This window comes from Mucilaginibacter sp. UR6-11, from assembly GCF_020880695.1.
Taxonomy (GTDB): Bacteria; Bacteroidota; Bacteroidia; order Sphingobacteriales; family Sphingobacteriaceae; genus Mucilaginibacter.
Genome location: NZ_JAJIWO010000002.1, coordinates 507,659 through 525,690 on the forward strand (window position 1 = coordinate 507,659; position 18,032 = coordinate 525,690).

General features: G+C 45.5%; 12 protein-coding genes. 4 read left to right on the plus strand and 8 right to left on the minus strand.

Annotated features, from left to right (window positions below):
* Positions 1 to 513: 513 nt before the first annotated feature.
* Positions 514 to 879: a hypothetical protein gene (locus LJ658_RS07560; protein WP_230545873.1), complete on the minus strand. Its 366-nt coding sequence runs from the start codon at positions 877 to 879 to the stop codon at positions 514 to 516.
* A 215-nt stretch (positions 880 to 1,094) separates the two neighbouring features.
* The gene (locus LJ658_RS07565) at positions 1,095 to 2,396 is read right to left on the minus strand and encodes an ammonium transporter (RefSeq protein ID WP_230545874.1); all 1,302 of its coding nucleotides are present in this window, start codon (positions 2,394 to 2,396) and stop codon (positions 1,095 to 1,097) included.
* A 604-nt stretch (positions 2,397 to 3,000) separates the two neighbouring features.
* On the opposite strand from LJ658_RS07565, the gene LJ658_RS07570 reads away from it, so the two are divergent.
* Entirely contained in the window at positions 3,001 to 4,374 is a 1,374-nt protein-coding gene (locus LJ658_RS07570) for a S41 family peptidase (RefSeq protein WP_230545875.1), read from the plus strand.
* Between the two features lie 76 nt (positions 4,375 to 4,450).
* Here LJ658_RS07570 and LJ658_RS07575 read toward each other — a convergent pair whose 3' ends face one another.
* From LJ658_RS07575 to LJ658_RS07590, 4 genes are all read right to left on the minus strand, one after another.
* Positions 4,451 to 5,056: a lipoprotein signal peptidase gene (locus LJ658_RS07575; protein WP_230545876.1), complete on the minus strand. Its 606-nt coding sequence runs from the start codon at positions 5,054 to 5,056 to the stop codon at positions 4,451 to 4,453.
* Positions 5,057 to 5,440 carry a TraR/DksA C4-type zinc finger protein gene (locus LJ658_RS07580; RefSeq protein ID WP_230545877.1) on the minus strand — a complete coding sequence of 128 codons (384 nt, stop codon included), beginning with the start codon at positions 5,438 to 5,440 and terminating at the stop codon, positions 5,057 to 5,059.
* Complete coding sequence (gene ileS, locus LJ658_RS07585) at positions 5,441 to 8,824, minus strand: isoleucine--tRNA ligase (RefSeq protein ID WP_230545878.1); 3,384 nt, start codon at positions 8,822 to 8,824, stop codon at positions 5,441 to 5,443.
* A 246-nt stretch (positions 8,825 to 9,070) separates the two neighbouring features.
* A complete protein-coding gene (locus LJ658_RS07590; RefSeq protein WP_230545879.1) occupies positions 9,071 to 9,433 on the minus strand; it encodes an endonuclease domain-containing protein in 363 nt (120 codons plus the stop codon).
* 595 nt (positions 9,434 to 10,028) lie between these two features.
* Here LJ658_RS07590 and LJ658_RS07595 point away from each other — a divergent pair.
* The 3 genes from LJ658_RS07595 (at position 10,029) to recO (ending at position 13,268) form a co-directional block, all read left to right on the plus strand.
* Positions 10,029 to 11,912: an alpha-amylase family protein gene (locus LJ658_RS07595; protein ID WP_230545880.1), complete on the plus strand. Its 1,884-nt coding sequence runs from the start codon at positions 10,029 to 10,031 to the stop codon at positions 11,910 to 11,912.
* Between the two features lie 275 nt (positions 11,913 to 12,187).
* Positions 12,188 to 12,553: a diacylglycerol kinase family protein gene (locus tag LJ658_RS07600; protein WP_230545881.1), complete on the plus strand. Its 366-nt coding sequence runs from the start codon at positions 12,188 to 12,190 to the stop codon at positions 12,551 to 12,553.
* A complete protein-coding gene (recO, locus tag LJ658_RS07605) occupies positions 12,543 to 13,268 on the plus strand; it encodes a DNA repair protein RecO (RefSeq protein ID WP_230545882.1) in 726 nt (241 codons plus the stop codon). Before LJ658_RS07600 ends, recO begins: the two co-directional genes overlap by 11 nt.
* Here the strand turns inward: recO and LJ658_RS07610 are convergent.
* A complete protein-coding gene (locus LJ658_RS07610; RefSeq protein WP_230545883.1) occupies positions 13,265 to 13,516 on the minus strand; it encodes a hypothetical protein in 252 nt (83 codons plus the stop codon). The two genes, recO and LJ658_RS07610, sit on opposite strands and share 4 nt — an antisense overlap.
* A gap of 326 nt (positions 13,517 to 13,842) precedes the next feature.
* On the minus strand, positions 13,843 to 17,931 hold the full coding sequence (locus LJ658_RS07615) for a gliding motility-associated C-terminal domain-containing protein (RefSeq protein WP_230545884.1): 4,089 nt from the start codon (positions 17,929 to 17,931) through the stop codon (positions 13,843 to 13,845).
* Positions 17,932 to 18,032: the final 101 nt, after the last annotated feature.

Here is an 18,032-nt window from a genome sequence, read left to right on the forward strand (position 1 = left end):
CAGGCCTTCACATTTAACCGATCAACAACAAACGATTAAAACTCTTCTTAAGGCTATTGCGCTACACACCCCGGATAATTTATACCGGGAAGTAGGTTGCAATAGAAATATAATTTATTTTTATACCTGAGTTGATATAGCAGTTGGCCGGATTTTTAAATAAAGGCTGATCCCCCTCGGACCAGCCTTTCCTTCTATAGTGAATCTTTATTAACCGTCGATGTCGAGTCAAAACGGGAGGGTCAGCGCTTACAAATAGTGCACGTATGGTTAGTATTGTTGTAGCAATCAATCAAATCCTAATAAATGTGCCTGTAATGCTGGCCCGATAAAGATGTACAAGAGGCTTATTAAATTATCGGGTGCCGTATTGCTTATAAAGCAACGGTAAATGGAGGATAGATACCGGGGCGGCAAAAAGCTATACCTGCACGTGCCACAGCACGCGGTTATCAATTAATAAATAATATTGACAGGATTGTTAGCTAGTTACAGCTGATATCTTTTTTGGTGCTACCAAAAAACGTGGAAAGGGAACAGAAAATCTGCGTTTTGAAGCGTATATCTGTGGTCGTTATATCCGGAGAAAAAATTAAAATGCTTGATACAGGCGGTGCCGCTTTGGGGCGACAAATAAGCCGTTGATATCGGGTTGTTTACCTTATGAACCTGGCGTATGGCTTCCTGGTTGCCGCCGATAAGATTAAATTTAATAAAAGGATTTGCCGGGACATTTTCATTACGGAAAGCCTTTGATATGGTGGTGTGTTTATTGTTTTGATAAGATGGAGCAAGCGGCTTGCTTTTGCCCGCAAAAAATGCAACGCAAAGCAGCAAGAGGGTAATTGATTTTAAGAAATGTTTCAGCTCCAATTTCATTAAAACGATATGCTATATATAAATATAAGGAAAACTATTTTATTTAGTGTTAATAATTTCCTTTTTTTCTTCCTGTTTTCAAGATCCTTCTGTTTCGCCGCCCTTATTAAACAGTGTATCAGCACCGATGGCGGTTTACCGGGCCGCCTGTATTTTGGGGCCATAAGTTTAAATATGGCCGGCTAACTCATTACAGCCGGCCATTATTTTTGCTGTTACAGTTCCTCGTCGTGCTGGCTAACATCCAGTCCGACAAGCTCTTCCTGCGGGGTTACACGCAGCGGGCTTATCAGGTCTGTAATTTTTAATAAAATAAAGGCGCCTATAAATGCAAATGCAGATACGGCAACCAGGGCTATAAGGTGTTTAACAAACAAACCGGTTTCGCCATAAAACAACCCTTCGGCGCCGGCGCTGTTTACACTTTTGGTAGCAAAAACACCGGTAAGTAACATACCTACCATGCCGCCCACACCATGGCAGGGGAATACGTCGAGAGTGTCATCGATGTTGGTTCTGCTTCTCCAGATCACCACCAGGTTACTCACTACTGCTGCAACGATACCTACTATTAATGAACTTGAAACAGTTACAAAGCCGGCAGCAGGTGTTATGGCCACCAAACCTACAACCGCACCTATACAGGCGCCAACTGCCGAGGGTTTTTTGCCTCTTAAGATATCAAAGAAGATCCATGCCATAGCTGCTGCGGCCGATGCGGTAGTTGTAGTAGCTAATGCCGTTGATGCTAATTCGTTAGCGCCCAGGGCCGAGCCGGCGTTGAAGCCAAACCAACCGAACCAAAGTAAACCGGTACCTAATATTACGTAGCTGATCCGTGCAGGGGTATGTGATGCCGGAATTTCATTGCGTTTTTTAAGATATAAAGCGGAAGCCAGCGCAGCCCAGCCTGCAGACATGTGTACGACGGTACCACCTGCAAAATCCAGTACGCCCATTTTAAAGAACATGCCTTCGGGGTGCCAGGTTGCATGCGCAAGCGGTGCGTAAATAAATACAATAAACAGGGTGATAAAAATAAGGTAGGAATTAAAGCGAATACGCTCGGCAAAGGCTCCGGTGATCAGCGCTGGTGTAATAACCGCGAATTTTAACTGGAACATGGCAAATAAGATAACCGGGATAGTGCCCCATGGAACGCCCAGGGTGTTTTGCATCATAAAGAACGATTTGGGGTTGCCTATCAGCCCCAAGCCGCCAACGTCCTCGCCAAAGGCAAGGCTAAAGCCAAATACTACCCATATAATGGTGATCAAACCCATACAGACAAAGCTTTGCAGCATGGTTGAGATAACGTTTTTCTTTTGAACCATACCGCCGTAAAAAAAAGCGAGGCCGGGTGTCATTAATAATACCAGGGCGGTTGATATCAGCAACCACGCGGTGTCTGCCTTGTCAATAGGTGTTTTGGATGCAGGTGCCACTGTTGTCCCCGGGAAGGCGAACGCCAGGATGACTACAATAATAAGAATGCCAAAGGGTACGAATTTTTTCATGTTGAAATTGTTAAAGGTGATTAAATAAGAATGCAGGATTGGAACTATGATTTGCGGTAACAGCAAAAATGAATGCTCCGGCTTTCGCCTGCATCAAATTCAAAAACAATAAAATTTCCTGGTGAAATTGATAGCACCGCCAATGGTGCGCCTGCTGACAGGCCCGGTGAGGGTTTTTTGAATAAGTTTTTGACAATCATAGTTGGTTGGTTTAAATAAATTGAGTTGAAATGAATTAGTGCCGGTTTTGACACGTAATTATTTAACAAAATGTTAAAAAACAATAAAGAACGCTATGATTTGATCGATTGCTTTTGCTAAATTAACAATATAAATAGTTTTTCCTATAAAATTTCGCAAAAAATGTCAAAAAAATATAGAAATACAATTTTTAAGAATAGTTTAAGCTGAAAAGAAACAAAAATAAAAAGGTTATCCCATATTTGACCGGATCATGCCAGTTTTTTAACGCCATGTTGGTATTAAACAGGAGAATTCACGTTTATCAGGAATGGTAATATGGAAATAACAAAATATTGTCACGCTGGCTGCAACGCTTTTATAAAAAACGCGTCGTATGGCTTTACCTTATCTGTAGTGATGTATGAAGAATATTCTTTTAGCCTTTGTATTTTGCGGCGTAACAACAAATGTCGCCGCACCCAAAACTGATCCTGATCACAAATTCTCGCCCCGGCAACTTAAAGCCGATCTGGCTTTTATGGAAAAACAGCTTTTTGACGCCCACGCTGATCCGTTCACCGAATTATCCAGGCCGGCCTATGAGAACGTTTTTGCCGGGATTAATGCCCGTTTAAAAGACTCAATGACAGCTACCGCTTTTTTTAAGCTGATAAAACCCTGCATCGCGCCGCTGTCTGATGAACACTCGCAGTTAAGCATTGACACGGCACTGCAAACCGGCGACTACAAAAATGGAACTACCTTTTTACCCTTCAGTCTGCTGAAAAAAGGAAAGCTCTTTATTGTAGATGAATTACTGGCCGAAGGCACGGGCCTGCAGAAAGGCCAGGCTATAAATGCTATAAATGATGAACCGGTAAGTACATGTTTGGCCAGATGCGCAGGCTATAGTACCGGTTTCCCTTCGCAGCGGATGCACAATGCGCTTGAACAGTTTGGGTACCTGTATACCATATCCCGCCCCGGTACTTACTATAGTTTCAGGGTAAAGACGGCGACAGGCAAACTGATTACTTTAAAAGGTGTAAAACTTAGTGCCTGGCAAAACTATATGACCGCGAAGTCCGGGCAAAACAGCGGGCAGGACCACGAAATTACCTACACCCGCTACGGCAACGCCGGTTACCTCAATGCCAGCTCCTTTTACGTTGGTGATGACCGGCAGCTGGATTCGTTAAAGAAACAGCTATCCGGCATGTTCAAACAAATGAAAGTTGACGGCGTAACCAGCCTGTTTATTGATGTAAGCAGGAACAGTGGCGGTAACTCGGCCGTTGGTGACGCATTGATCGGTCATTTTTATGACAAGCCTTACCGTAATTACCAATGCAATTTCAGGCGGAGTGACGAGTATCTGAACCTGCTTAGATCGTGGGGATTTAATGATGAGGCATATGCCAGGGAAGCGCCGGGAAAACTGATCCATTCCGAATCATCAGAAAGCTATCCGCCGGCGAATGACCCCGACCGGTTTAAAGGGAAGGTATATGTTATTGTGGGCAACGGCACATTCTCAAGCGCAATGATGTTTGCTACGGTTATAAAAGATAACCATATTGCTACATTGGCGGGCCAGATCCCCGCCGAAGGCCATCCTAATCATTTTGGTGAGCTCTACAATACCAAATTACCTAATACCAGGTTAGATCTTAGGTTCGGCGTAAAAGAGTGGGTGCGCCCCGCAGGCAAAACCAGCGACAATGTACTGCGCCCGGACATCATCATAAACGTTGACAAAACCCCTGAAGAGATGATCAAAGCGATAACAAAATAATCACCCTAAAACCGCTATCAATAAAAAAGACCCGCGGTTTGGCGGGTCTTTTTTATTATTCATCAGGATCGTTTGCTTATTCTTCTACCATCTCACTGTTTGGTGCGCTTTCCTCAGGCACCTCCTGCTTGAAGTAGTGTTTTTGAAATATCAGTATTAAAATAACGCCAATGGATATCGAGGCATCAGCCAGGTTAAACACCGGGCGGAAGAAAATAAAATCCTCGCCACCCCAAACCGGTACCCATTTAGGGAAATTGCCGGAGATCAGCGGGAAATAAAACATATCTACAACCCGGCCGTGAAACAACGGCGCGTAATGATAAACTATACCGTAAAAGGTTGAGTCGATGATGTTACCCACGGCGCCGGCCAGTATCAATGCGCCGTTCATGATCAGGCCGCGATGGTATTTGTGTTTAATTAAATAAACAATGCCATAAGCTATAGCGATAACGGCAACAATACGAAACAGCGTCAGCGCCAGTTTACCCCAGTCGCCGCCCAGTTCCATGCCAAACGCCATACCGTTGTTTTCGGTATAGTGCAGCATGCCCCTGTCGCCTAAAAATTTGATCTCTTCACCCTGGTACATGTGCGAATGCACCCAGACCTTGATGAGCTGATCGGCAATAATAATCAGTAAAGCAGTTAAAAAAGGTTTGGTATAAGCCGCCTTCATTTATTGCTTTAATTTAGCTTCCATGGTAAGCGTAGTATGCGGCACGGCGCGTAAACGCTCTTTAGGTATCAGTTTACCTGTTTCGCGGCAAATACCGTAAGTTTTATTTTCAATACGCACCAGGGCGGCCTCTAATTGCTCTATAAATTTTTTCTGACGGGCAGCCAGTTGATTGATCTGCTCTTTCTCTAAAGTGGCCGATCCGTCTTCCAGTGTTTTATAGGTACCGGCGGTGTCATCGGTACCGTTGGCATTTGGCGAGCTTAAAGAGGTTGCCAAAGCATTCAGCTCTTCTTTAGCGCTGGCTAATTTATCTAATAACAGGTCCTTAAATTCTTTTAACTCAGAATCACTATATCTGGTTTTTTCGTTTTCTACTTTCATTTATACTTTATTAATAGCAATAATTATTTCATTATCTTCAATGGTGGCGCTTTCGCCATCATTAAGCTGATTATCAAGCGTTATGCTGTCAGCCAAAATTTCGGCGCAAATATAGGATAAATTATTATTTAGTGCTCGGCTAATAAATGGATGATCTGTGAGCCTTACGGTTACCCTGTCGGTCACTTCAAATCCCTTGGTTTTGCGCAGATTCTGTATACGGTTTATCAACTCCCGTGATATACCTTCTTCCTTCAATTCTTCGGTAAGGGTAACATCCAAAGCTACGGTTAGTTTTCCTAAATTTGCTACCTGCCATCCCGGCACGTCCTCAGCAATAATCTCAACGTCGTCGGCGGTTATCAAGTACTTAGCATCCAGTATGTTGACACTGCCCGCTGTCTCCAACTGAGTAATGTCATTTTGTGTAAAATTATTTATAACATCGGCCACAACCTTCATATCCTTACCCACTTTAGCGCCTAATGCTTTAAAATTAGGCCTGATCTTTTTCTTGATAAAACCCGCGGTGTCGGTTATATACTCTATATCCTTGATATTTGTTTCAGAAAGGATCAAATCTTTTACCTGGTCAACCTGGTTTTTAAATTCTTTATCCAGTATCGGCAGCAGGATCTTGCTTAACGGCTGCCTGACATTGATGCCCACCTTTTTACGTAATGATAATGCCAGTGACGAGATATCCTGCGCCATTTGCATGCGCTCTTCCAGCTTTACGTTAACCAGGTTGGCTTTATATTCCGGGAAATAGGCCAGGTGAACTGATTCAAATTGCTCTTTTTTGGTGATGCTGTTCAGGTCGGTATATAAACGCTCGGCAAAGAAAGGCGCTATGGGCGACATCAGCTTGGCTACCGTAGTTAAACAGGTATATAACGTTTGGTAAGCCGAAAGCTTATCGGCCGAGTTGTCCGACTTCCAGAAACGGCGGCGGCTTAAACGCACGTACCAGTTGCTTAAATGCGCGTCAACAAAGTCCTGTATGGCACGGGCGGCTTTGGTAGGTTCAAAATCGGCATAAAAAGCATCAACCTCTTTGCTCAGGGTGTTTAATAACGATATGATCCACTGGTCAATCTCAGGACGGTCATTAATAGCTATCTCCGGCTCGGCATAAGTAAATTTGTCAATGTTGGCATACATCACAAAGAAGGTATACGTATTATAAAGCGTCCCGAAGAACTTACGGCGGACCTCATCAATCCCGTCAACATTAAACTTCAGGTTATCCCAGGGCGCGGCGTTACTGATCATGTACCAGCGCGGGGCATCGGCGCCAAACTGCTCGATCGTAGCAAACGGATCGACCCCGTTGCCTAAGCGTTTTGACATTTTGTTGCCGTTTTTATCAAGCACCAAACCGTTTGAGATAACGTTTTTAAACGCTACGCCTTTATTGCCAACTTCGGCATTAATTTCTTTGATCTCGTCGCTGGCCTCGCTCAGCATTACCGCTATGGCGTGCAGCGTAAAGAACCAGCCGCGGGTTTGATCCACACCTTCGGCAATAAAATCAGCAGGGTAGGAGTTTTTAAATTCTTCTTTGTTTTCGAACGGGAAATGCCATTGCGCATAAGGCATGGCGCCACTGTCAAACCAAACGTCAATCAGGTCGGGCTCGCGCAGCATTTTATTGCCGGTTGATGATACCAGGATCACATCGTCAACATAAGGGCGGTGCATATCCTCTAAAACAAACCCTTTTGGCATAAAGCCTGCGGCGATAGATTTTTCAATTTCGGCAGTTAGCTGCGCGATAGAGCCGATGCAAATTTCTTCACCGCCGTCTTCTTCGCGCCAGATAGGTAACGGCGTACCCCAGTAACGCGAGCGCGACAAGTTCCAGTCTACCAGATTCTCCAGCCAGTTGCCGAAGCGGCCGGTACCGGTCGACTCCGGTTTCCAGTTGATGGTTTTATTCAGCCCCACCATTTTATCCTTAACGGCCGTGGTTTTAATGAACCAGCTATCTAAAGGATAATAAAGGATGGGCTCATCGCTGCGCCACGAGTGCGGGTAGCTGTGCTCATATTTCTTAACGTCGAACGCTTTGTTCTCGGTCTTTAATTTGATGGAGATGAGTACGTCGGTAGGTTTAAAGCCTTCAACCGCGCGCTCTTCTGCGCTGTAATATTCTTCTTTAACGTAGCGTCCGGCAAAATCAGTGACCTCGTTAACAAAACGGCCCTGTTTATCAACCAACGGAACATCTTTTCCGGCTTCGTCCTGTACCATTACCGGCGGTACGCCGGCTTCTTTGGCTACCCTGAAGTCATCCGCGCCAAAAGTTGGGGCAATGTGCACTATACCGGTACCATCCTCGGTAGTCACAAAATCGCCTGCGATAACACGGAAGCCGTTTTTCTGCAGATCAGCATTGGTTACGTAAGGTAACAGTTGCTCGTAATGAATGTCAACCAGCTGCGAACCGGCAAAGGTGTCTTTGATGGTCCAGGGGATCAGCTTGTCGCCCGCTTTATAATCAGCAAATGAAGCATTTTCGCCATCGGCTTTAAATAACTTGCTCACCAGGTCCTTTGCCAATACAACTGTAATAGGCTCGAAAGTATAAGGGTTAAAGGTTGCTACTTTTACATAGCTGATCTTTTCGCCCACGGCTAATGCACTGTTTGACGGCAGGGTCCACGGGGTAGTGGTCCAGGCTAAAATAAACAGGTCGGTATTGATATCGCTATACAAAAACTCCGAATCCTTATCCCGTTTAACTTTAAACTGCGCTGTAATAGTAGTATCCTTCACCATTTTATAAGTACCCGGCTGGTTCAGCTCGTGCGAGCTCAGACCGGTACCCGATTTTGGCGAGTAGGGCTGGATAGTATAGCCTTTATATAAAAATCCTTTATCGTGCAATTGCTTCAATATCCACCAAAGCGATTCGATATAGTTATTCTCGTAGGTGATATACGGGTTTTCCAGGTCAACCCAGTAGCCCATTTTTTCGGTCAGGTCGTTCCAGATATCGGTATAACGCATTACCTCCTTGCGGCAGGCGTCGTTATACTCTTTAACGGTTATTTTTTTGCCGATATCTTCTTTGGTAATGCCCAGCGCCTTTTCAACAGCCAGCTCAATAGGCAGGCCGTGGGTATCCCAGCCGCCTTTGCGTTTTACCTGGTAGCCTTTAAGCGTTTTATAACGGCAAAAAATATCTTTAATGGCGCGCGCCATTACGTGGTGAATGCCCGGCATGCCGTTGGCGCTTGGCGGGCCTTCATAAAATGTATATGGGTTATCGGCAGGGCGGCTGCTGATGCTTTTTTCGAAGATGTTATTCTTCTTCCAAAACTCCAGCACATCTTTGCCGGTTTGCGATAAGTTTAACTGCTTGTATTCCTTGTACATTTATATATTATCCCCTCGATTTTAGAGGTTGCAAAAGTACGGAATTTAGGTTAAAAAATGTATAAGATATGAAGATGAAATTGCAATGTATGCTATTAAAATAACAGAATCTTCTTTTCCGCGCAGCGAAAAGGGGGGTGGTGGGTTCTGGTTGCTATGTTAGACGCGCGCTGTGGACTCACCCGGTCATCGCTTTGCTCGACCACCCTCTCTTCGCCTTCGGCGGAAAGAGGGGAAGGAAATAAATCAGGTAGTTAGATGCTCTTTTATTTTTTCTAACACCTGTAAGGGGTTAACAATGATATCATCGTTCCTGAATCTTATAATGTTTAAGCCCAAACCTTTTAATACTTCATCTCTGTTTTTGTCGTACTCCTTTTTAAATAAATGAACAGGGCCATCGGCCTCTATTACCAATTTGGCTTCATGGCAATAAAAATCAGGTATATAATATAAACGCTTTCCAAAAGATGATGTAATACAAACAGGATATTGTCTCAGGAATTTTTGATTGCAAAACTGTCGGCTCCGAAGATATGACCATAAGACTTTTTCGGCAACAGTTTCCCGCTGGCGTAATTCTCTGCATATAGCTATAATAGACGGCATCTTAAGCAAGATAATAAAACAAAAGTAGAAAACCCTCTTTCCGCGTAGCGAAGAGAGGGTCGCGCTCGCAGAGTCGCGGGGTGAGTCAACGGCGCGCGTTTATTGCCGCCAGGCTCCGCTTCCCTATCGACTCACCCGATCATCGCTTTGCTCGACTACCCTCTCTTCGCCTTCGGCGGAAAGAGGGTAGGGAGATAAATAAGGCAAGATAATAAACAAAAATAGAAAACCCTCTTTCCGCGCAGCGAAGAGAGGGTCGCGCTCGCAGAGCCGCGGGGTGAGTTAACGGCGCGCGTTTATTGCCGCCAGGCTCCGCTTCCCTATCGACTCACCCGGTCATCGCTACGCTCGACCACCCTCTCTTCGCCTTCGGCGGAAAGAGGGGAGGGAGATAAATAAGGCAAGATAATAAACAAAAATAGAAAACCCTCTTTCCGCGCAGCGAAGAGAGGGTCGCGCTCGCAGAGCCGCGGGGTGAGTCAACGGAGCGCGTTCGCTACGCCCGACCACCCTCGCTTCCCCTCCGGTGGAAAGACGCCCACTTGTTACTGCTCTATTTTTAATTAAATTTACGTTCGCCATTCTTACCATAATCATGAAAAAATACCCGTTAAACCTGTATATCATTATTTTGATAACCCTTCCATTTTACGCACCGGCGCAAAGCAATGATAAATTTAAAGTGACCGACCGTTTTTTTGGTGTGCATTTTGATTTTCATGCAAACCCGGATACCCGGGAAATAGGCAAAACACTTACGGCTGCCAATATTGATTATATGCTGGATAAGGTGCAGCCCGATTTTATCCAGGTTGATACCAAGGGCCATCCCGGTATAGCCAGCTACCCAACTCGGGTAGGGGTGGCCGCGCCGGACATTGTGTTGGACCCATTAAAGCTTTTCAGGCAGGAAACCGCGAAGAAAGGCGTGGGCCTGTTTTCGCATTTCTCGGGGATACTGGATGCGCAGGCGGTTAAAGACCACCCCGACTGGGCGCGGGTAAACCGCAACGGGAAGCCGGATGCCGGGGCGACCTCTATATTTGGCCGGTATGCCGATGCTTACTTTATCCCGCAGATTAATGAATTAAGCAGCCGGTACCAGGTAAATGGTGTTTGGGTTGACGGCGAATGCTGGGCCCTGCAGCCGGATTACTCGCCGGCGGCCATCGAGGCCTATAAGAAATTCAGCGGGAAACAGAACGTCCCTTATTCAGAAAATGATGCGGATTGGGCGGCCTACAAACAATTTACCCGCGACGCCTTTCACCGGTATTTAACCCATTATATCAAAGCCATCCATAAGTTTAACCCAAAGCTTATTGTAACCAGCAACTGGTCGTTCTCCTCGTTCATGCCGGGGGTAGTTGATGCGCCGGTAGATTATTTATCAGGCGATTTTACCAGTGACGCCGTGCCTGACGTTGAATTTGAGGCCCGGGCCCTGGCGCCGCAGGGCAAGCCGTGGGACCTGATGGCCTGGGGTTTTATGGCCGATAAAAACGGTAAGGGCCATTTCTGGAAAAGCGCCCGTCAGCTTGAACAAAAAGGCGCCCTGGTTTTGGCGCATGGCGGCGGCTACCAGGTTTATATCAATCAAAACCGCGACGCATCCTTGCCATTAACAACAGTACCGATGCTGACCGAGGTTTCTTTGTTTTGCCACGACCGAAAAGATTATTGCTATCAAACAACGCCGGTTCCGCAGGTGGCCCTGTTGCTGTCAGAAACCGGGCATTATAATGAGTCGCCGGGGATCTTTGAGAACGGGCAGGGCGGCAACAACAATATAAAAGGCACGCTGGCTATGCTGCTAAACTCGGGATACAGTGTAGAGGTTTTGCAGGAGCATCACCTGGAGAATACGTTAACCAGATATCCACTGCTGGTTATTACCGAGTGGCGTACCTTATCACCCCAGTTTATCAGCAGGGTAGAGGACTATGTGCACCAGGGCGGTAAAGTTTTAGCCATAGGCGATAAGCACCTGTTCGCCAAAATATTGCCCGCGACCGTAGCGGTTGGCACGAATAATATAGCCGGGTTGCCGGTGCGGATGCAAACTTACGGTAAAGGCGCTATTGCGTGTATTGACGATAATATATCGCTTAAATACGGCAAAACCGGCAATGATACCCTGCGGCAGGCAGTTGCCGGGATAGTTGCAAAGCTGTTCCCTGATCCCAAAGTAACTATCAGCAGCCCGGCAAAAATCCACGTTACGTTAAACAGTAAAAACAAGAGCACGCTCATTCATTTAGTTAACGTGAATGATCATTTTGATACATCAAGTAATAACGAGCCCGACTTTAAACTGCCGGCAATTACCGAGACAATAAACATAGCGCTAACCACAACAAGGCCGCACACCATTAAACTGCAGCCCGAAAATACAGACTTGCCGTTTACGTATGAAAACGGGGTGGCCAGATTTAGTGTGCCGGGTATTGATGTGTATTCGATTGTGGAGGTAAAATAGTAAATAATACATTGCCTGTTCGCCAACCCCGGGCTTAATCCCGCAACATAAATCGCGCTCACCGCACGGCAAAATCTTTTTATGCTATTAGAGGCTATTTTTTTAACTATTAGGGTGTTCCGGTTAACCATAAGGGTGTTCCACTTAACTGTTAAGGGTGTTCCGCTTCGTTCCAGGGTGTTCCGCTTCGTTCCGCTCAGGCAAAGTGGAACACCCTGTGGTTATTGGTTAAAGCCGGCCGGCACATCTCCTTTCTTTTCGTTAAATTTGAGGCAATGAAAAAACTCATCCGCAGTTTTGGTTATGCATTTAAAGGATTGGGCCATGCCGCCAAAACGCAGCTTAACTTCAGGATACACCTGGTAGCTTCCCTGTTGGCTATATTTATGGGCTACGCGCTGCATATTGCGGTAAACGAGTGGCAATGGATCATCCTGTGCATCGCGCTGGTGCTGATGGCCGAGCTGTTTAATACGGCCCTGGAGTTCCTGGTCGACCTGGTATCGCCCGATTATAATGAGCTGGCGGGCCATGTCAAAGATATTGCTGCAGGCGCGGTAGTGATTGCCGCGTTGTTTGCTGTGGTAACCGGTGCTATCATTTTTTTACCCAAACTGCTGTTGTTGATCCATGCTGCATAAAACCCGGGGCATCGTACTTAAAACTACCGACTATGGCGAAACCAGCGTTATCGTACAGGTTTTTACCGAAAAGCTGGGTTTGCAATCGTACATCATCAACGGGGTAAAGAAGCCCAGAGCCAAAATAAGCCGCAATATGCTGCAGCCGCTGCATTTGCTGGACATGGTGGTGTATCATAAAAGCGCGGGCAACGTGCAGCGCATAGCCGAGTTAAAGACGTCGCCGGTATTACAAAGTATCCCGTATGATGTGATCAAAAGCAGCATGGCTATGTTCCTGAATGAGGTGCTGTATAAATCTATCCGGCAACAGTCGGCAGACGAGAATTTATTCGATTTTGTTTTTAGCGCGATTGAATGGCTGGATCATCAAACAGTTGGGCTTGCTAATTTCCACCTGTTATTTTTGGTGCAGCTTACCCGCTATTTAGGTTTTTACCCGGATAGATACCAGGCAAATGAAGCAGATTATTTTGATCTGAAGAATGGCGTTTTTATCAGGTACAAACCTGATAGTGTTTTATACCTGTCGCCGCCGCACACCCAAAACTTCGGCAAATTATTACAATGTAATTTTGAAAATCTGGCAACGCTAAAATTAACCAACGATGAGCGCCGCTATTTAATAGCCAAGCTGCTTGAGTATTATGCGCTGCATATCGAGGGCTTTGGCAACATCAACTCGCACGAAATATTGGAAGAGGTACTGGGTTAAATGTGCAGCCCTAAAACCTGTTTCTTAATAAAATCGATAGATGAATCGGGCAACTGTGCGCCGCCGGTTTGGGTTAATGTGCCGTCGTTATTTATTTTAAGCTCGGCCTCCATATTTTCATCAATTTTAACATGCAGCATTTGCTGCTCTTTCTCTACCAGGCAAGGCACTTCGCGGCCCGAGTAGTTTAGTTGAAATTGATATTTTCCGTCTTTATCTGCTGGTATGGTATCTTGATGTTCAATCATGGCGTAGTGTTTTATTTTTATAACACCATAACCCGCCCGATGTTTATTTAATTAATTAAAATAAAGCCATTAATCAAAAAGAGAGAACTTTTAGGGGGCTCTCTCTTTTGTATTAACTGACTCATTAACTTACCATAAAGAACAATTTGGTTTAGTTCGATAATAACAATTACACAAATATATACCCGATAGATTTAGCAGACTAATTTTTTAACCTATTTTAACATATTATTTTTGCACACTTTGTGTATTAATTAACATTTATGGTGTCGGGGCTTATTTAATTGATAAAATCGTAAAAATGAGCACTATAAATAAAATTAAGACTACCTGATTAGGGCAACATAGCCGCTGATTTTCGGCGTATTATTATTAAGATCAATAACATAATAATAAGTGCCCGCAGGTAAAATATGATCATTGATTGTGCCGTCCCATGATTTACTATAACCTTTTGACTGATAAAGCCTCGTGCCAAAACGGTTATAGACAGTTACCTCGCAATTTGGATATGTATTTAATCCGGCAATTTGCCATGAGTCGTTTATACCATCGCCATTGGGTGTAAATGTATTGGGCGGAGTAACAACTGGCGGGGGTAATACGGTTTCTGCTAATGGTAAACTGGTTGCCGGCGTCATGCAACTGGTATTTGAGGAAATAGTACAGGTAATTTTATCGGCATTTGATAGAGAGGAGGTGGTAAAAGTACCGCTATTGGTACCGGCATTTATCCCATTTACCTGCCATTGATAATTAATGTTACTAACCGGATTTATAACCGTAGCTGTAAATGTAACCGGGTTGCCGGCATACACACTATTTGCCGATGCGGTTATGGTAACCGTTGGTGCCGGGCTCGCCGGGCTGATAATATTTACCGTTACGGGTGGAGATGTTAAAACCGGCGGGGTAAGGCATAGCGTACTTAAATCGGTAAACGTACAGGTAACCTTATCGCCATCGGCAAAGTTACTGCTGGTATAGGTAGCGCTGTTACTGCCAACATCAACCCCGTTTATATGCCATTGATAAGTGGTACTGACTTGATTTGAAGTCGCCGTAAAAGTAACCGGTGTGCCGGCGCAAACCGGCCCGGATGCGGTTGAATTTATATTTGCCGAAAATGTGACAGAGGGTATTACAGTAACGCCGGTATAGGTGCCTGAGCCCGTTGCGGGGCAGGCAGCATTATTGGTAACAATACATTTAATAACGTCGGTACCGGTAATGGTGTTCGTGCTGAAACTTGCATTGTTTGTGCCGGCATTAATTCCGTTGACTAACCATTGATAGCCGGGATTGGTGAGTGTACCCAGATTACTGACATTGGCAGTAAAAGTTACCGGAAGCCCCTGGCAAACACTGGCGGCGTTTGGAGTGACGGTTACCAGAGGCGCAACCGGTGCGGTAACTGTCAAAGTTTGCGATTTTGGTGCGGCATCATTATACAAATTATTATCGCCGGGCTCGGATGCCGTTATTGTGGTTGTGCCGGCGCCAACAATATGTACCAGTCCGCTGTCATCAACTGTGGCTACAGCGGTGTTGCTGCTTAAATATTTAATTGGAAACAGTGATGAGGTTTGGCTGGTAGCCGCCGTGCTAAAATCAACATCACAGGTAAGTTTATTAGCTATCGCCGGAAAAACAACAAATTGATTTCTTTTAATATTTTGTATCTGAATGGCAGTGCCGGCAGTGAAATGTGTAGTTGCAGCCTGCGATGCGGTGATTGTTGTAGTGCCCGGTGCCAATATATGCAAAACGTTATTTGCGTCAACAAAAATAATTGAGGGGTCGCTGCTGGTAAATAAAATAGAGGTTTCGGTATTATTGCTGTTGGCAAAGATGGTAATGGTATTATCCGGGTTGATCCTTGACGCCGGATTGCTGAAAGTAATGACAGTGGGTGTAACCTGAAGAGTTATTACGCCGATATTTACGATTGTTGTACTGCTTCCGCCGCCATTATAAGCGGTTATTGAATATGGGGTGGATGGCGTTAACGCGGTTGGTGTGCCGCTGATAATGCCTGTGGTAATATCAAATGATAGGCCCGCGGGTAGCGGTTTGTCGATAGTATAGCCCGATACAATTATTTTCTTTATTAAATTGTTACCACTGTCAGCCACATATAAATTACCCCGGCCGTCAAGTATCAGGCCGATGGGCCCGTTAAAATTTCCATTGGTGGCAATAGCTGTTATAACCCCGGTTGGTGAAATGCGTTTAATACTGTTACTGTTTTGTTCGGTCACATAACAGTTGCCGCTGCCATCAATTCTGATTTCACGTGGAAAATTTAAACCGGTTGCAAAAGTTGTAACAACACCTGCCGGGCTGATTTTTCTGATGGCGCTATTTCCAGCATCGGCTACATATAAATTGCCGGCGGCATCTATGCCAACGCCGGTTGGCGTACTAAAACTTGCTGCTGTACCGGTTGCGTTTATAAACCCGCTCCCGGAATGTCCGGCTACGGTTGACACGACACCGGCCGGTGTGATTTTTCTGATCAGGTTATTTCCCTGGTCTGCAACGTATATATTCCCTGCCGGATCTATTGCTAATCCTCTGGGGTTATAGAAACTCGCAGAGGTGCTGCTGCCATCAGCCGATCCCTGTAGCCCGCTACCTGCAAATGTGGATACCTGACCGGCCGGCGTTATTTTTCTAATCAGGTTATTGCCTTGATCGCCTATATATAAATTACCTGCCCCATCAGTAATAATCCCATCCGGCTCGTAAAAAGTTGCAGTGTTACCCGGGCCATTATTAGCACCAACATTACCCGTGCCGGCCATTGTCGTTAACTGTCCGGTAAGTATATTTATCTTTTTGATTTGATTGTTTCCCCAGTCATCCACATAAACATAATCCGCATCTACCCCTACCGCGGTTGAGGCGTTGAATCCTCCGCTGGCAAAGGTGCTAACCTGACCGTACACGGTAGCTGGGACCGCGCCTCCTGTATTATTTGGAGCTAAGGGCGTAATAGGGACATTGATGTCGTAATTTTGCGGTGTTACGTAACTGATATTTGGGGCGGCGATTGCCGGTGGGGCAGATGAATTTGCATTTACTGTAATATTCACAACAGTACTGCTCATCCCGTCTCCATTATGGGCAGTGACGATGTAGTTGGTAGCAGGTGATGCCGCTGTTGGGGTGCCGCTAAAAGTCCCGGTTAAAGAATCAAATATAATACCTGCGGGGGGCGGCAGGTCAATAGTATAGCCGGTGGGATTGACTTTCCGGATCAGGTTGTTATTTTGATCGGCAATATATAGATTGCCTTCAGCGTCAATAGCTACGTCCTGCGGACGATTAAACGTTGCCGCATCGCCGGTTCCGTCTGCCGACCCGCTTATGCCGGCACTATTGCCCGCTATAGCAACCAGGGCACCTGCGGCGGTAATTTTAAAAATTTGATTTTTGTTTAAACTGGCAAAGTATATATCGCCGGCCGCCTTGATTTTTATCCCGCCGGGAATACCAATATTTGCCAGCGCAGCGGGCACCCCGGGCAAAACACCCGCAATGGTGGTAACCACGCCGGCCGGCGTTACTTTGCGGATAGCGTTATTGCCGCCATCCGAGACATAAATATTTCCTGCGGCGTCAACAGTAAGATAGCCGGGCAACGTAAACCTGGCGGCGGCGCCTGTACCATCGGCTTGTCCCTTGGTACCATTGCCTGCAAGTGTGGTCACTACACCGGCAGGGTTTATTTTTCTGATAGCATTATTGGCCAGGTCGGCAACGTATAGATTGTCATTCGCGTCAATGGCCAATCCATAAGGCTGGTTAAACCTTGCTCCGGTACCTGTTCCATTTATAAACCCGGCTGTTCCGCTGCCGGCAAAAGTGCTCATTATACCTGCCGGTGTAATTTTGCGGATAGTATGGCCCGCGTAATCCGCAATAAACATATTACCGCCGCTGTCAAACACCGCAGATGTAGGGCCTAAAAAAGTGGCGACTGTAAGCGGGCCGTTTGTAGTGCCGGGTGTATTTAAGATCCCTGCAAAAGTTGTAACAACGCCCGCCGGGGTGATTTTACGGATGATCTTATTATAATATTCAGGCACATATAAATTGCCTGCTGCGTCAATGGTTATTGACTGGGGCGCATTAAAACTGGCAGCAGTACCGGTAGCATTGGTACTGCCCACTAATCCATTACCGGCAAAAGTGCTTACAAACCCATAGCTGTTTGCCAGTACCGCGCCGCCGCTATTGGTTGGTATTAGTGGAGTTATTGGGGTGTTTACGGTGTAAACTTGTGGGGTAGGATAGCTGATATTGGGTGCCTGCCCAAAACAAGGTTTAACTAACGCAAAAAATAAAACAAATAGTAATGTGCGGCGAATATTGCCACATAGGTAATAGAAAATTGATATGAGGTTCAAAGTGTACATAAAGCGGCACCTATCAAAAATAAAAAAAATACTTAAACAACAGCGGATAACTAAGTGAGAAGTCAGGGTATATTATGCATGCATAATATATA

Excerpts from the sequence above, each read along its gene's own strand:
- ileS (WP_230545878.1), bottom strand. The coding sequence starts at position 8,824 with ATGTACAAGGAATACAAGCAGTTAAACTTATCGCAAACCGGCAAAGAT.
- LJ658_RS07565 (WP_230545874.1), bottom strand. The coding sequence starts at position 2,396 with ATGAAAAAATTCGTACCCTTTGGCATTCTTATTATTGTAGTCATCCTG.
- LJ658_RS07580 (WP_230545877.1), bottom strand. The coding sequence starts at position 5,440 with ATGAAAGTAGAAAACGAAAAAACCAGATATAGTGATTCTGAGTTAAAA.
- LJ658_RS07610 (WP_230545883.1), bottom strand. The coding sequence starts at position 13,516 with ATGATTGAACATCAAGATACCATACCAGCAGATAAAGACGGAAAATAT.
- LJ658_RS07590 (WP_230545879.1), bottom strand. The coding sequence starts at position 9,433 with ATGCCGTCTATTATAGCTATATGCAGAGAATTACGCCAGCGGGAAACT.
- LJ658_RS07560 (WP_230545873.1), bottom strand. The coding sequence starts at position 879 with ATGAAATTGGAGCTGAAACATTTCTTAAAATCAATTACCCTCTTGCTG.
- LJ658_RS07575 (WP_230545876.1), bottom strand. The coding sequence starts at position 5,056 with ATGAAGGCGGCTTATACCAAACCTTTTTTAACTGCTTTACTGATTATT.
- LJ658_RS07595 (WP_230545880.1), top strand. The coding sequence starts at position 10,029 with ATGAAAAAATACCCGTTAAACCTGTATATCATTATTTTGATAACCCTT.
- LJ658_RS07600 (WP_230545881.1), top strand. The coding sequence starts at position 12,188 with ATGAAAAAACTCATCCGCAGTTTTGGTTATGCATTTAAAGGATTGGGC.
- recO (WP_230545882.1), top strand. The coding sequence starts at position 12,543 with ATGCTGCATAAAACCCGGGGCATCGTACTTAAAACTACCGACTATGGC.
- LJ658_RS07570 (WP_230545875.1), top strand. The coding sequence starts at position 3,001 with ATGAAGAATATTCTTTTAGCCTTTGTATTTTGCGGCGTAACAACAAAT.